12 protein-coding genes are annotated in these 13434 nt (G+C 72.6%); 9 read left to right on the forward strand and 3 right to left on the reverse strand.

What is annotated here, in order from left to right:
- Window positions 1-5 precede the first annotated feature (5 nt).
- The gene (locus ABZX85_RS24635; RefSeq protein ID WP_355872417.1) at window positions 6-1151 is read left to right on the forward strand and encodes a thiolase family protein; all 1146 of its coding nucleotides are present in this window, start codon (window positions 6-8) and stop codon (window positions 1149-1151) included.
- Window positions 1148-2788: an OB-fold domain-containing protein gene (locus tag ABZX85_RS24640; RefSeq protein ID WP_355872420.1), complete on the forward strand. Its 1641-nt coding sequence runs from the start codon at window positions 1148-1150 to the stop codon at window positions 2786-2788. Before ABZX85_RS24635 ends, ABZX85_RS24640 begins: the two co-directional genes overlap by 4 nt.
- An 8-nt stretch (window positions 2789-2796) precedes the next feature.
- Here ABZX85_RS24640 and ABZX85_RS24645 read toward each other — a convergent pair whose 3' ends face one another.
- Complete coding sequence (locus tag ABZX85_RS24645) at window positions 2797-4011, reverse strand: cytochrome P450 (protein WP_355872423.1); 1215 nt, start codon at window positions 4009-4011, stop codon at window positions 2797-2799.
- A gap of 90 nt (window positions 4012-4101) precedes the next feature.
- Window positions 4102-5274, reverse strand: a complete 1173-nt coding sequence (locus ABZX85_RS24650; protein WP_355872425.1) for an acyl-CoA dehydrogenase family protein — start codon at window positions 5272-5274, stop codon at window positions 4102-4104.
- A gap of 176 nt (window positions 5275-5450) precedes the next feature.
- On the opposite strand from ABZX85_RS24650, the gene ABZX85_RS24655 reads away from it, so the two are divergent.
- The 5 genes from ABZX85_RS24655 (at window position 5451) to ABZX85_RS24675 (ending at window position 11030) form a co-directional block, all read left to right on the forward strand.
- Window positions 5451-6923 carry an FCD domain-containing protein gene (locus ABZX85_RS24655; protein WP_355872428.1) on the forward strand — a complete coding sequence of 491 codons (1473 nt, stop codon included), beginning with the start codon at window positions 5451-5453 and terminating at the stop codon, window positions 6921-6923.
- 73 nt (window positions 6924-6996) lie between these two features.
- On the forward strand, window positions 6997-8145 hold the full coding sequence (locus ABZX85_RS24660) for an acyl-CoA dehydrogenase family protein (RefSeq protein WP_355872431.1): 1149 nt from the start codon (window positions 6997-6999) through the stop codon (window positions 8143-8145).
- Window positions 8146-8155: 10 nt separating this feature from the next.
- Window positions 8156-8923, forward strand: coding sequence for an SDR family NAD(P)-dependent oxidoreductase (locus ABZX85_RS24665; RefSeq protein WP_355872433.1), 768 nt, complete (start codon window positions 8156-8158; stop codon window positions 8921-8923).
- On the forward strand, window positions 8920-10059 hold the full coding sequence (locus tag ABZX85_RS24670) for an acyl-CoA dehydrogenase family protein (protein WP_355872435.1): 1140 nt from the start codon (window positions 8920-8922) through the stop codon (window positions 10057-10059). The genes ABZX85_RS24665 and ABZX85_RS24670 overlap by 4 nt, the downstream gene beginning before the upstream one ends.
- Entirely contained in the window at window positions 10056-11030 is a 975-nt protein-coding gene (locus tag ABZX85_RS24675; protein ID WP_355872437.1) for an NADPH:quinone oxidoreductase family protein, read from the forward strand. The genes ABZX85_RS24670 and ABZX85_RS24675 overlap by 4 nt, the downstream gene beginning before the upstream one ends.
- On the opposite strand, the gene ABZX85_RS24680 is transcribed toward ABZX85_RS24675, so the two are convergent.
- Window positions 11027-11890: a mycofactocin-coupled SDR family oxidoreductase gene (locus ABZX85_RS24680; protein ID WP_355872440.1), complete on the reverse strand. Its 864-nt coding sequence runs from the start codon at window positions 11888-11890 to the stop codon at window positions 11027-11029. The two genes, ABZX85_RS24675 and ABZX85_RS24680, sit on opposite strands and share 4 nt — an antisense overlap.
- A 185-nt stretch (window positions 11891-12075) precedes the next feature.
- On the opposite strand from ABZX85_RS24680, the gene ABZX85_RS24685 reads away from it, so the two are divergent.
- Together ABZX85_RS24685 and ABZX85_RS24690 are read left to right on the forward strand one after the other, a co-directional pair.
- The gene (locus tag ABZX85_RS24685; protein WP_355872442.1) at window positions 12076-13221 is read left to right on the forward strand and encodes an amidohydrolase family protein; all 1146 of its coding nucleotides are present in this window, start codon (window positions 12076-12078) and stop codon (window positions 13219-13221) included.
- Window positions 13218-13433, forward strand: coding sequence for a hypothetical protein (locus ABZX85_RS24690; RefSeq protein ID WP_355872445.1), 216 nt, complete (start codon window positions 13218-13220; stop codon window positions 13431-13433). Before ABZX85_RS24685 ends, ABZX85_RS24690 begins: the two co-directional genes overlap by 4 nt.
- Window position 13434: the final 1 nt, after the last annotated feature.

Genomic DNA, 13434 nt, shown 5'->3' on the forward strand with positions numbered 1-13434 from the left:
CCCCCATGCCGGACGCCGTCATCGTCGACGCCGTACGCACCCCCATAGGCAAACGCAACGGCACCCTCGCCCCGATCCACGCCGCCGACCTCTCCGCGAAGGTGCTGAACGCCCTGGTCGACCGCACCGGGATCGACCCCGGCACGGTGGACGACGTGATCTGGGGCTGTGTCACGCAGATCGGCGACCAGTCCAGCAACGTCGGCCGGTTCGCGGTCCTCTCGGCGGGCTGGCCCGAACACGTTCCGGCCGTCACCGTGAACCGCGCGTGCGGCTCCAGCCAGCAGGCCGTGGACCAGGCCGCGCACGCCGTCATGTCGGGACAGTACGACTTGGTCGTGGCGGGCGGCGTCGAGACGATGAGCCGCGTCCCGCTCGGCGCCCACCGCACGACCGGCCAGCCGTACGGGCCCGGCGCGCTCGCCCGGTACGGCGGCACCGGGTTCAGCCAGGGCATCGGCGCCGAACTCATCGCGCGGCGCTGGGGGTTCAGCCGTACCCGGCTCGACGAGTTCGCCGCCGAGTCGCACGCCAAGGCGGCCCAGGCGATCGACACGGGAGTCTTCGACGACCACCTCGTCCCCGTCGAGGCCGACGGCACGAAACTCACCACCGACGAAGGACTCCGCAGAGGCACGTCCGTCGAGAGACTCGCCGCGCTGAAACCGTCGTTCAAGGACGACGGCGTGATCCACGCGGGCAACTCCTCCCAGATCTCCGACGGTTCGGCCGCCCTCCTCGTCACCACCCCCGAACGCGCCCGCGACCTCGGCCTCACCCCCATCGCCCGCTACCACACCGGCGCGGTCAGCGGCGCGGACCCCGTCACCATGCTCCTCGGCCCGATCCCCGCGACGGAGAAGGCGCTGCGCCGCGCCGGGCTCACCATCGACGACATCGGCGTCTACGAGGTCAACGAGGCGTTCGCGCCGGTCCCGCTGGCCTGGCTCGCCGAGACCGGCGCCGACCCGGCCCGCCTCAACCCGTACGGCGGCGCCATCGCCGTAGGACACCCCCTGGGCGGCTCCGGCGCGATCCTCATGACCCGGATGCTGGCCCGCATGCGCCGCGACAACGTCCGCTACGGCCTCCAGACCATGTGCGAGGGCGGCGGCACCGCCAACGCCACGATCCTCGAACTGCTCCCGTGACCGGCCGCCCCCTGCCCCAACCGAGCCTCGCCAGCGCCGGGTTCTGGCGCTCGGGCGCGGACGGCGTCCTGCGGATCACGCACTGCGCGGACTGCGGACGCCACTTCCACCCGCCGCTTCCCAACTGCCCGTCATGCCGGAGCCGTTCCGTCGCCCTCGCTCCCGTCTCGGGCCGCGCGGTCGTCGTCGGCTTCAGCGTCAACCACCAGACGTGGCTGCCCGGTTTCCCGCCCCCGTACGTCGTCGCCGTGGTCGCCCTCGCCGAGGACGACCGGGCCCGCCTCACCACGAACCTCGTCGGCTGCGCCCCGGAGGACGTCCACGTCGGCATGCGGGTCCGCGTCCGCTTCGAGCAGCACGAGGACATCCATCTCCCGCTGTTCGAACCGGACTTGGAGGACACGAGCCCCGGCCCGCTGCCCGCACCTCGCGTGATCCGCGCCCCCGCCAGAGCGTCCGCCCGCAAGTACGAGGACCGGGTCGCCCTCACCGGCGTCGGCCAGTCACAGGTCGGCCGCCGCCTGATGACCGACCCCCTCTCCCTCGCCGTCGACGCCTGCCTGGCGGCGGTCGAGGACGCGGGACTCCGGCTCGACGACATCGACGGCCTGTCCACCTACCCCGGCCCCACCCCCGACGGCATGAGCGAAGGCGGCGTCACCGCGCTCACCGAGGCCCTCGGCCTCACCCCCACCTGGGTCAACGGCGCGCGGGAAGTCCCGGGCCAGATCGGGTCGATCACCGCCGGGATGCTCGCCGTCGCAGCCGGACTCTGCCGGCACGTGCTGTGCTTCCGCACGGTCTGGGAGTCCTCCCACAGCGCGCTCGTCCGCTCCGGGCGGTGGCCGAACCCCCAAGGCGCCCGCGCCACCGGCATGTTCGAGTTCCGCGCCCCCTTCGGCGCCATGTCCGCCGCCCAGTGGATCGGCTGCCACGCCTCCCACTACCAGCACCGCTACGGCGTCGGCCGCGAGGCCCTCGCCGCGATCGCCGTCACCACCCGCGCCCACGCGGCCCGCAACCCCGAGGCCCTCCACCGCGAACCGATGACCCTCGACGACTACTACGCGGCCCGGATCATCACCACCCCGTTCGGCCTGTACGACTGCGACGTCCCCTGCGACGGAGCGGTCGCCGTCGTCGTCTCCGCGATCGAGACCGCGTACGACCGCCCGCGCCCGCCCGTCCTGGTCGAGTCCGTCGGCACCGCCGTACGCGAACGCCTCAGCTGGGACCAGGACACCCTGACCCACCTCCCGCAGGCCCGGGGCCCGGCCGCCCACCTGTGGACCCGCACCGACCTGACCCCGGCGGACGTCGACGTCGCCCTGCTCTACGACGGGTTCACCTTCAACGCGCTGTCCTGGATCGAGGCGCTGGGGTTCTGCGGCCCGGGAGAGGGCACCGGCTTCCTCGCCGGCGGCAAGACGATCGCCCTGGACGGCGAGCTGCCGCTGAACCCGCACGGCGGCCAGCTCTCGGCCGGGCGCCTGCACGGGTTCGGGTTCGTGAGGGAGGCGATGCTGCAACTACGCGGTGACGCGGACGGCCGTCAGGTCGCCGGGGCGAGGGTGGCGGCCGTCACGGCGGGCGGGGGAGTGCCGTCGGGGGCGATGCTGCTGCGCCGGGCCGAGTAGGGGCCGGTTCACCACGTGACCGGGAGTTCGTAGATGCCGTACGCCTGGGAGTCCTCCTTGAAGCGCAGTTCCGGGACGTCGGCCGCGAGTTCCAGGGTCGGGACGCGGCGGAACAGGGTGCTGAAGACGACGTGGAGCTCGATGCGGGCGAGCTGCTGGCCGACGCACTGGTGCGGGCCCCAGCCGAAGGCGTGGTGGTGGGCGGCGGTGCGGGTCAGGTCGAGGCGGGCGGGCTCGGCGAACGCCTCGGGGTCCCAGTTCGCGGCCGGGAGGGAGGCGATGACGCCCTCGCCGGCGCGGATCGTCTCGCCGTCGATCTCGATGTCCTCGGTCACCGCGCGCCGGGCCAGCAGATGCGGGATCGTCAGGTAGCGCAGGAGTTCCTCGACGGCCTTCGTCACGTACTTCGGGTCGTCGGCGTGGGCGCGCAGCGCGGCGAGCTGGGCGGGTTCCCGCAGGAGCAGTGCCGTCCCCAGGGTGATCATGTTGGCGCTGGTGTCGTGCCCGGCGACCAGGAGGATGTGGCCCAGCGGGGCGGCCTCCTCCATCGAGAGGACGCCCTCCTTGATGCGGGCGCCGAGGTCGGAGAGGACGTCCTCGCCGGGGTCGGCCATCTTCGCCTCGATGAGTCCGGCGATGTAGCGGCGCAGGTCGGCCGTGGAGCGGGCCGCCTCCTCGGGCGTCTTGAAGCGGGCGTTGGTGACGCCCGCGTGCTCCTGGAAGAAGTCGTGGTCCTCGTAGGGGACGCCGAGGAGCGCGCAGATCATCAGGGAGGGCAGCGGGAGCGACAGAGCCTCGTTGAGGTCGACCGGGTTCGGGCCCGCGAGCATCTCGTCGATCAGGCCGTCGGTGATGTGCTGGATCTCCGGGCGGAGCTTCTCCATCCGGTGCCGGGTGAAGGAGTTCGTGAGCATCCGGCGCCAGCGGGTGTGCTCGGCGCCGTCCGTGTTGTTGATGGACGGCTGCATCTCGGCGGCGTGCGCCTTCATCGCCTCGGTGGTGTGCGGGTAGCCGGGGGCGCCGATGTCCGCGCTGAGCCGGGGGTCGGTGAGGAGGCGGCGCTGGGCGGAGTGGGAGGTGACCAGCCAGGGGGTGGTGCCGTCCCAGGTGCGCACGCGCTGTACGTCCTTGCCGGTGTCGTGGAGCCTCAGCAGGCCCGGCGGGGGTGCGAAGGGGCATTCGGCGGAGCGCGGGGCCGGGAACTCGGGCAGCTCGGTGGTCATGGGGTCGTCCTCTCGCACGGGGGTCCGCCGCCACCGTGCCACGTCCAGAAAGTTATGTCGATCGGTCGGTACAATAAAGTCCAGTCGGATTCAGCGCGCCTCGCGCGGCAGACCCAGGCCCCGCTCCGCGATCTGCGTCCGCAGCACCTCGTTCGCCCCGCCCGCGATCGTGTACGCCCGCGCGTACAGATGCGCGTCCTGCCACCAGCCGTCCGCCACCGCCCCCGGGTCGCCCTCGACGAGCAGCCCGTCCGTCCCCTGGAGGCGCAGCCCGAAGTCCGCCAGGTCGTGGTTGAGCTCGCTGAAGAAGATCTTCCCGAGCAGGGCGTCGGCGGGCTGCTCGGTGCCGTGCAGGAGCCGCGAGCGCGCGACACCGGTGAGCGCCGCGTTGACCTGGACGCGCGCGGCGAGTTCGCCCAGCGTCTGCCGGGTCGCGGAGTCGTCGAGGGCGCCGGTCTCCGCGGCGAGCGCGACGAGGTCGTCCAGGACGGCGAGGAGTTCCGCGCCGCGCGCCGCGACCCCGGACCGCTCGTGGCCGAGGCTGCTCATCGCGACCCGCCAGCCGCCGTTCACCTCCCCGATGACGTTCGCGGCGGGGACGCGGACGCCGTCGAGGAAGACCTCGTTGAAGTCGGTCGTCCCGGTGATCTCCCGCAGCGGCCGGACGTCCACGCCGGGGCTGCGCATGTCCAGGGCGAACGCCGTGACGCCCCGGTGCCTCGGGGCGTCCGGGTCGGTGCGGGCGAGGAGGTAGCCCATGTCGGCGTGCTGCCCGTTGGTCGTCCACACCTTCTGGCCGGTCACCACGAACACCTCGCCGTCCCGGACGGCCCGGGTCCGCAGCGCCGCGAGGTCGCTGCCCGCCTCGGGCTCGCTGAACAGCTGGCACCAGATGTCCGCGCAGGAACGGATACGGGGGAGAAAACGGGTGCGCTGGTCCGGGGTGCCGTGCCCGATCACGGCCGCCGAGGCGAGGGAGGCCGCGCCGATCGGGGCCCAGGTGCGGGCGCGGGCGATCTCCTCGGCGACGATCGACGCCTCCAGCGGGTGCGCGTCGGGGCGACCGCCGTACTCGGGGGGCCAGTCGATGCCGAGCAGGCCCGCGTCGTACAGCTTCGCCGTCCAGGCGCGGAGCGCCGGCAGCAGGGCGGGGGCGGGGGCGCGGACGCCCGCGTGGGGTTTGGGGCCGGGGGAGTGCCGCGCGACGAAGGCGCGGACCCTGGCGCGGAAGGTGTCGAGTTCGGGGGTGGCGTCCGGTCCCATCGATGTTCGCTCCTCGTCCGGGCGATCTCGAAATGAGGGCACTCTAACGGGAGAATCGGGGGTGTGGATAGATCGCGGAAGCTGAATCAGTGGGCTTAAATCGGGGTCGAGCACGCTCCGTGGCCGCGCGGCGAATAGACTGGGGACCCTTGACGCACCCTCAGAGGAGTTGGCCCATGGCGACAGCCGTCGACCGCGAGTCCGCCGACGGCGAGACCGGGGTCCCGGTCGGCAAACTGGCCGCGCAGACCGCGCGCCGGATCGAGGCGAGCGTGATCCGCCGGGGCTGGCCGGTGGGGGAGTCGCTCGGCTCGGAGGTCGAGCTGAGGGAGCGGCTCGGGGTCAGCCGCGCCGTGCTGCGCGAGGCCGTCCGGCTGGTCGAGCACCACCAGGTCGCCCGGATGCGGCGCGGCCCGAACGGCGGCCTGATCGTCTGCGCCCCGGACGCCGGCCCCGCCACCCGCGCCATGGTGATCTACCTCGAATACGTCGGCACCAGCGTCACCGACCTCCTCCACGCCCGCCAGCTCCTCGAACCCATCGCCGCGGGGCTCGCCGCCGACCGCATCACCGAAGAGGGCATCACCACCCTGCGCGCCGCCCTCGACTCCGAACGCGCCCACTGGGACGACCCCTCCGTCCACTCCCAGGACCCCCTGCACCCCATCCTCGGACAGCTCTCCGGCAACCCGGTCCTGCACCTCTTCATCGACGTCCTCACCCGCCTCACCGCCCGCTACGCCGGCACCTCCCGGCGCATCTCCCGCGCCGAACTCCACGCCGCGAAGGAGGTCTCGCACCGTGAGCACCGCGCGGTCGTCGAGGCGATCGTCGCGGACGACGGCGCCCGCGCGCAGACCGAACTCGCCGCCCACCTGGAGTCGGTCGCCGCCTGGATCGAGAAGCACCGGGTGCGCAGAGGCCGCCGTATCCAGGGCGCGGTCGTCGAACCCGAACCGGTCGAAGGGCCCCGCGCCAAGCTCGCGGAGGTCGTCGCCGCCCGTATCCACGACGACATCGCGGCCCGGGGCTGGCAGACCGGCATGGTCCTCGGCTCCGAGACCGACCTCCTCGCCCGCTACGGCATCAGCCGGGCCGTCCTGCGCGAGGCCGTCCGCCTCCTGGAGTACCACTCGGTGGCCCGCATGCGCCGGGGCCCCGGCGGCGGCCTCGTCGTCACCGAACCCGAACCGCAGGCCAGCATCGACACCATGGCCCTCTTCCTGGAGTACCAGGGCGTCACCGCCGACGACCTGCGGATCGTCCGGGGCGCCATCGAACTCGGCGTCGTCGCCACCGTCACCACCCGGCACGCCCAGGGGGAGGCGGACGTCGCCGAACGCCTCCAGAAGGCCGTGAAGTGGACGAAGGACGGCCCCGCCGACGACCTGCGCAAGGCCGACCTGTTCCACTCCGAACTCGCCGCCCTCGCCGACAACCCCGTCCTGTCCCTGTTCCTCTCGATCATCACGGAACTCTTCCGCCGCCACGCCTCCGGCCGCGACCGCCCGCTCCCCGGCGACACCGCCGCCGACGAGGTCCAGCACGTCCACCAGCGCATCCTCGACGCCATCGTCCAGGGCGACGCCGGAGTCGCCCGGCACCGGATGCGACGGCATTTGGATGCACTCATTCCCTGGTGGCACTGAGCTTTTCCCGGCCACCCTGGACCAAGAACGCTAATTACGTATACTCAATAGGGTCCCGATCGAAGGAGATTCGATGCGCCGGACCCTGTTCGAGCAGGACCACGACGACTTCCGTCACCTGGTCCGCGACTACCTCTCCCGCGAGGTGCTCCCCGACTACGAGGACTGGCGCCGGACCGGCCTCGTCCCGCGTGAACTCTTCCGGCACATGGGCAAGCTGGGGCTCCTCGGCACCGCGATCCCCGAGGAGTACGGCGGGGGCGGCCGGGACGACTACCGCTTCAACGTCGTCCTCCAGGAGGAGTGCGCCCGCGCCGGCGTCACCCTGGGCGGCCTGCGCACCCATCTCGACGTCGTCGTTCCGTACTTCACGGGCCTCGCGAACGCCGAGCAGCGCCGCCGCTGGTTCCCGGGGCTCGCCTCGGGCGAGTTGTACACCGCGATCGCGATGAGCGAACCGGGCACCGGCTCCGACCTCGCCGGGATCACCACCCGCGCTGTCCGCGACGGCGGCCACTGGCTCCTGAACGGCGCCAAGACGTTCATCACCGGCGGTCACCACGCCGACCTCGTGATCGTCGTCGCCCGCACCGCCACCGACCCCGCCGACCGGCGTGCTGGGCTCACCCTCCTGGTCGTCGAGAAGGGCACGCCCGGCTTCACCGTCGGCCGGAAGCTGGAGAAGATCGGCCTGCCCACACAGGACACCGTCGAGCTGTCCTTCGACGACGTCCGCGTCCCCGCCGCGAACGTCCTCGGCGAGGAGGGCGCCGCCTTCACCCACCTCGGCCGCAACCTCGCCCAGGAACGCCTCGCCATCGCCGTGGGAGCCGTCGCCCAGGCCCGCGCCGCCCTCGACCTGACCGTCGCCTACGTCCGCGACCGGACCGTGTTCGGCAAGCCGGTCGCCCACTTCCAGAACACCAAGTTCGAACTCGCCGCCGTAGCCACCGAGCTGGAGGCCGCCCAGGCCCTCCTGGACGCGGCGGTCAGCGCCCTCGTGGACGGCGGGCTGAGCCCCGCCGACGCCGCGAAGACCAAACTGTTCTGCACCGAGACCCAGGGCCGTATCGTCGACCGCTGCCTGCAACTCCACGGCGGCTACGGCTACATCCTCGAATCCCCGGTCGCCCGGCTCTACGCCGACGCCCGGGTGACCCGGATCTACGGCGGCACCAGCGAGGTCCTGAAGACCATCATCGCCAAGTCCCTCGGACTGTGAGGAGAACACCGTGCCCATCGACGGTTCGTCGGCCCTGGTCACCGGAGGCGCCTCCGGCCTCGGCCGGGCCACCGCCCGCCGCGTCATCGCCCGGGGCCACCGGGTCGTCCTCGCGGACGTCTCCGAGGAGGAGGGCGCCAAGGCCGTCGCCGAACTCGGCGACGCCGTACGGTTCGTGCGCGCCGACGTCACCGACGAGAACGACGTGAACGCCGCCCTCGACGCCGCGAGCGAACTCGGCACCCCGCGCTGGATCGTGCACTGCGCGGGACGCGGCGGCGACCGGACCCGCATCATCGACCGCGACCGGGCCCCCGGCGGACTCGACACCTTCGCCGAGGTCGTCCGCGTCAACCTGATCGGCACCTACAACGTCCTGCGGCTGGCCGCCGCCCGCCTCTCCGGCAACGAGATCGTGGACGGCGACCGGGGCGCGATCGTCCTCACCTCGTCCGTCGCCGCCTTCGACGGCCAGATCGGCCAGACCTCCTACACCGCCGCCAAGGCGGGCGTGCACGGCATCACCCTCGTCGCCGCCCGCGACCTCGCGAGCTGGCAGATCCGCGTCAACACCATCGCCCCCGGCATCATGGACACCCCCATGCTGGGCCGGCTGCGCGCCGACATCCGCGAGGGCCTCGCCGCGACCGTCCCCCACCCCAGACGCCTCGGCGAACCCGACGACTTCGCCCGCCTCGCCGTCGAACTGCTGGAGAACCCCTACCTCAACGGCCAGACGGTCCGCCTCGACGGCGCCCTGCGCATGGCACCCCGATGACCGACGCCTTCCGGCAGCGACTGCGCGCCTTCCTCACCGATCACCACCCCGGCCGACGCCCCAAGGACCCGGCCGAGCGGCTCGGTTGGCAGAAGGCGTGGCTCGCCACCCTGTACGACGCCGGCTGGGCGGGCCCGAGCTGGCCGCGCGAACACGGCGGCCTGGACCTGGACTTCGCCCACCAGGTCGTCTACCAGGAGGAGTACGCCCGCGCCCGGGTCCCCGGCCCGCTCGGCACCGGCCTCGGCATCGCCGCCCCGACGATCGTCCGCCACGCCACCGAGGAGCAGAAGGCCCGCTTCCTGCGCCCGATGCTGCGCGCCGACACGATCTGGGCACAGGGCTACTCCGAACCGGAGGCGGGCTCCGACCTCGCCGCCCTGCGCACGACCGCCCGCCGCGACGGGGACACGTACATCGTCAACGGGCAGAAGGTGTGGAACAGTTCGGCCGACATCGCGGACATCCTCTTCACCCTCGTCCGCACCGGCCCGCCGAACTCCCGCCAGGACGGCATCAGTTACCTCCTCGTCGACGCACACGCCCCCGGCGTCACCGTCCGTCCGCTGCGGGACCTCACCGGGGACGCGCACTTCTGCGAGATCTTCCTCGACGACGTCCGCGTCCCCGTCACCGACCGCATCGGCCCCGAGAACGGCGGCTGGCCCCTCGTCCGCACCAGCCTCGGCCACGAACGCGCGGCCGGCGCCATGAACCAGGCCGCCCGCTACCGGCGCGTCCTCGACGAACTGATCCACCTCGCCCGTGAACGCGGCGCCACCGCCGACCCGCTGGTCCGCGACCGGCTCGCCGACTTCGAGACGCGCGTGCGGATCATGCGGCTCACCGGCATGCGGACCATCACCGACATCCTCACCAAGGGCGAACCGGGACCCGCCTCCTCCACGTCCCGCCTCTTCATCGCCCTCTTCGAGCAGGACCTGCACGAGTTCGCCGTCGACCTCCTCGGCCCCTACGGCACCCTCGACCGCCACGACCCGCACGCCGTCGAACGCGGGCGCTGGGTCTGGGGGTTCCTGCGCACCCGGGCCTCCACGATCGGCGCAGGCACCGCCGAGATCCAGCGCAACACCATCGCCGAACGCGTCCTCGGACTGCCCAGGGAGAGTGTGTGAGAGCCGCCCGCTGCACGGCCTACGGCCCGCCCGAGGGCCTGGAGGTCGTCACCCTCGACGACCCCGAACCCGGGCCCGGTGAAGTGCTGGTGGACGTGCACGCCGCCGCCGTCAACTTCCCGGACGTCCTCCTCGTCGCCGGGCGCTATCAGGTGCCCGCGCCGCCGCCGTTCACGCCGGGCAGCGAGTTCGCCGGGGTCGTCGCGGCGCTGGGGCCCGGTGTCGCCGGGCCGGCTGTGGGGACGCCGGTCGCGGGGGCGGTGCTGACGGGGGCGTTCGCCGAGAAGGCCGTCGTTCCCGTCGAGGGGCTGCGGGCGGTGCCGGACGGGCTCGACATGGTGCACGCCGCCGCGTTCCACGTCACCTACGCGACCGCCTACCACGCCCTCGTGACCGTCGGGGCGGGGACGGCGGGGGAGTGGGTGACCGTGCTGGGGGCGGCCGGCGGGGTCGGGTCGGCCGCCGTGGACGTCGGATCGCGGCTCGGGATGCGGGTCGTGGCGGCGGCGTCCGGCGAGGAACGGCTGAAGGTCGCCCGCGTGCTCGGCGCCGAGGCCGGGGTGGACTACGTCCGCGAGGACCTCAAGACGCGGGTGCGGGAACTGACCGGCGAGGGCGCCCACCTGGCGGTCGACCCGGTGGGCGGGGACCACGCGGAGGCGGCACTGCGCGGCCTGCGCAGGGGAGGCCGGTTCGTCACCGTCGGGTACGCGGACGGCCGTGTCCCGCGCATCCCCCTCAACCTCGTGCTGCTGAAGGACGCGGTCGTCCGGGGCTTCGAGATCCGCATGCTCCGCCGGTACGCCCCCGAGGCCGTGGCCGCCGGGGACGAGGCGCTCGCCCGGCTCGTCCGCGACGGGATGCGTCCGCTGGTCTCCCGCGTCCACCCCCTCGGCGAGGTGGCCGCCGCCCTGTCCGACGTGGCGGGGCGGCGGACCACCGGGAAGGTCGTGATCGAGATGGGCGCCTAGAACGCGGGGAGTTGCGGGCGGCGTTTCACGTAGCCGCCCGCGTCGACGCGCATCTGCATGCCGGTGACGTACTTCGACTCGTCCGAGACGAGGAAGAGGACCATGTCGGCGATGTCGTCGGGGGAGACGTAGGGGACGCCGAAGCCGGTCGTCGCCGGGAAGGAGGGGAGGGCGTCCTCGCGGGTCGGGTGGTCGAGGTCGGGGCGGAACGAGCGGTACATGACGTCGCTGTTGAGCATGTCGGTGTCGACGTTGGTGGGGTGCAGGGCGTTGACGCGGATGCGGCGGGGGTTGAGGACGGTCGCCAGGTCGTGGACGAAGGAGGCGACCTGGCGTTTCGCGAACGAGTAGCCCAGCCCGCCGGGGCCGTTCGCCGGGTTGTCGGTGGTCGCCGGGATCAGCCCCGCGATCGACCCGGTCGCCACGATCGAGGCGCCGTCCGGGAGATACGGCAGCGCGGCGTCCACCGCGTGCACGACCCCGTTGAAGTCGACCGTCACCGCGTCCAGGAACGCCTGCGCGCTCTTCCCCGGCCCGATCGGACAGATCCCCGCCTGCGCCACCACCGCGTCCAGCCGCCCCAGCTCCGCCACCCCGTCCGCGACCGCCGCCCGCAGTGCCCCCGGATCGCGCACGTCGGCCCTGCGGGCGACGATCCGCCGGCCCAGCTTCTCCACCTGACGGACCGTCTCCTCCAGGTCCTCGGGCGTGGCGAGGGGGTAGCCGTTGGTCGCGATGTCCTCGCACAGGTCCACCGCGACGACGTCGGCCCCCTCGGCGGCGAGCCGCACCGCCTGCGCCCGGCCCTGGCCGCGCGCCGCCCCCGTGATGAAGACGACCTTGTCCTGCACTCGACCCATGGGGTCTCCCTCCGTCGAACTCCTCGGACCCTCGGATTCCTGAGAAGAAAAGAGTAGCCTTAATAGAGTCAGGTTGATCCGGCCGTATCTCAAGATCCCTGATTCACGTGGGTTCTTCACGCTCGGTCCCGCTCACCGGGACATGTTCAGTGCACGCAATGAGCCAGCTGTTAGAGGGAGCGCGCATGCCGTTGCAGCCGTGGATGAAGCTGCTGTCCACCGACGACCACCTGATCGAACCCCCGCGCCTGTGGACGGACCGCCTGCCCGCCCGCCACCGCGAGGCGGGACCCCGGATCGTCGAACAGCACCGGGGCGAGGGCAAACCGCCCGCCGAGGTGTGGACCTACGAGGGCCGGATCTACCCCTACATCGGCCTCAACGCCGTCGCCGGCAAACAGCCCGAGGAGTTCGGCCTCGAACCCACCCGCTACGACGAGATGATCCCGGGCTGCTACGACCCCAAGGCCCGGCTGCGCGACATGGACCTCGACGGCGTCTGGGGCGCCCTCTGCTTCCCCTCGTTCCCCGGCTTCGCCGGCACCGTCTTCCTCGACGGCCGGGACAAGGACCTCGCCCGCCTCTGCGTCCAGGCGTGGAACGACTTCGTGCTCGACGAGTGGTGCGCCACCGCGCCGGACCGGCTCATCCCCCTCGTCGTCCTGCCCCTGTGGGACGTCGAAGCCTGCGTCGCCGAGATCCACCGCACGGCCGCCAAGGGCGCGAAGGCGATCTCCTTCCCCGAGAACCCCGTCCCGCGCGGCCTGCCGTCCTTCCACACCGACCACTGGGACCCCGTCCTCTCCGCCGCCGAGGAGACCGGCCTCCCCCTCTGCCTGCACTTCGGCACCTCGGGACAGTCCCCCAAGACCGCCCCCGAGGCCCCCTTCGCCGTCACCATCGCCCTGTTCGGCTGCAACGCCATGTTCGCCACCGCCGACCTCCTCTTCTCCCCGGTCCTGCACAAGCACCCGAACCTCAGGATCGGCCTCTCCGAAGGCGGCATCGGCTGGATTCCCTACCTCCTGGAACGCATCGACGGCACCTGGGAACGCCACCGCCACTACCAGAACGTCGACCAGACCGTCCGCCCCTCCGAACTCTTCCACCGGCACTTCCACGGCTGCTTCATCGACGACCGCTTCGGCGTCGAGAACCGCCACCACATCGGCATCGACAAGATCACCTGGGAGTGCGACTACCCCCACTCCGACTCCTACTGGCCGAGGAGCCGCGCCTACGCCGCCGAGGTCCTCGCCGACGTCCCCGACGACGAGGTCCACCGGATCGTCGAGCTGAACACCCGCCGCCTCTACAACCTCCCCGCATGACCGCCCGCCCGCCCGCGGAGCGCTCCGACTGGACCGACGTCGACCTCCTCACCCGCGAGGAGGCCGCCGAACGGCTCCGCGAGGAGATCACCGCGACCGAGGCCCGGCTGACCGGCGCCGAGCACCTGGAGGCCGCCGAGCGCGACCTCCTGAACTCCCGGCTGCACGCCCTGCGCGACGCGGCCGACGACCTGAACAGCACGGAAAGGTGAG

This window comes from Streptomyces sp. NPDC004539, from assembly GCF_040610055.1.
Lineage (GTDB): Bacteria > Actinomycetota > Actinomycetes > Streptomycetales > Streptomycetaceae > Streptomyces.

Bases quoted from the DNA above. Each gene is read 5' to 3' on its own strand.
- ABZX85_RS24635 (WP_355872417.1), top strand. From the start codon at position 6: ATGCCGGACGCCGTCATCGTCGACGCCGTACGCACCCCCATAGGCAAA.
- ABZX85_RS24645 (WP_355872423.1), bottom strand. From the start codon at position 4,011: ATGACCACCGAGCTGCCCGAGTTCCCGGCCCCGCGCTCCGCCGAATGC.
- ABZX85_RS24650 (WP_355872425.1), bottom strand. From the start codon at position 5,274: ATGGGACCGGACGCCACCCCCGAACTCGACACCTTCCGCGCCAGGGTC.
- ABZX85_RS24655 (WP_355872428.1), top strand. From the start codon at position 5,451: ATGGCGACAGCCGTCGACCGCGAGTCCGCCGACGGCGAGACCGGGGTC.
- ABZX85_RS24660 (WP_355872431.1), top strand. From the start codon at position 6,997: ATGCGCCGGACCCTGTTCGAGCAGGACCACGACGACTTCCGTCACCTG.
- ABZX85_RS24670 (WP_355872435.1), top strand. From the start codon at position 8,920: ATGACCGACGCCTTCCGGCAGCGACTGCGCGCCTTCCTCACCGATCAC.
- ABZX85_RS24680 (WP_355872440.1), bottom strand. From the start codon at position 11,890: ATGGGTCGAGTGCAGGACAAGGTCGTCTTCATCACGGGGGCGGCGCGC.
- ABZX85_RS24685 (WP_355872442.1), top strand. From the start codon at position 12,076: ATGCCGTTGCAGCCGTGGATGAAGCTGCTGTCCACCGACGACCACCTG.
- ABZX85_RS24690 (WP_355872445.1), top strand. From the start codon at position 13,218: ATGACCGCCCGCCCGCCCGCGGAGCGCTCCGACTGGACCGACGTCGAC.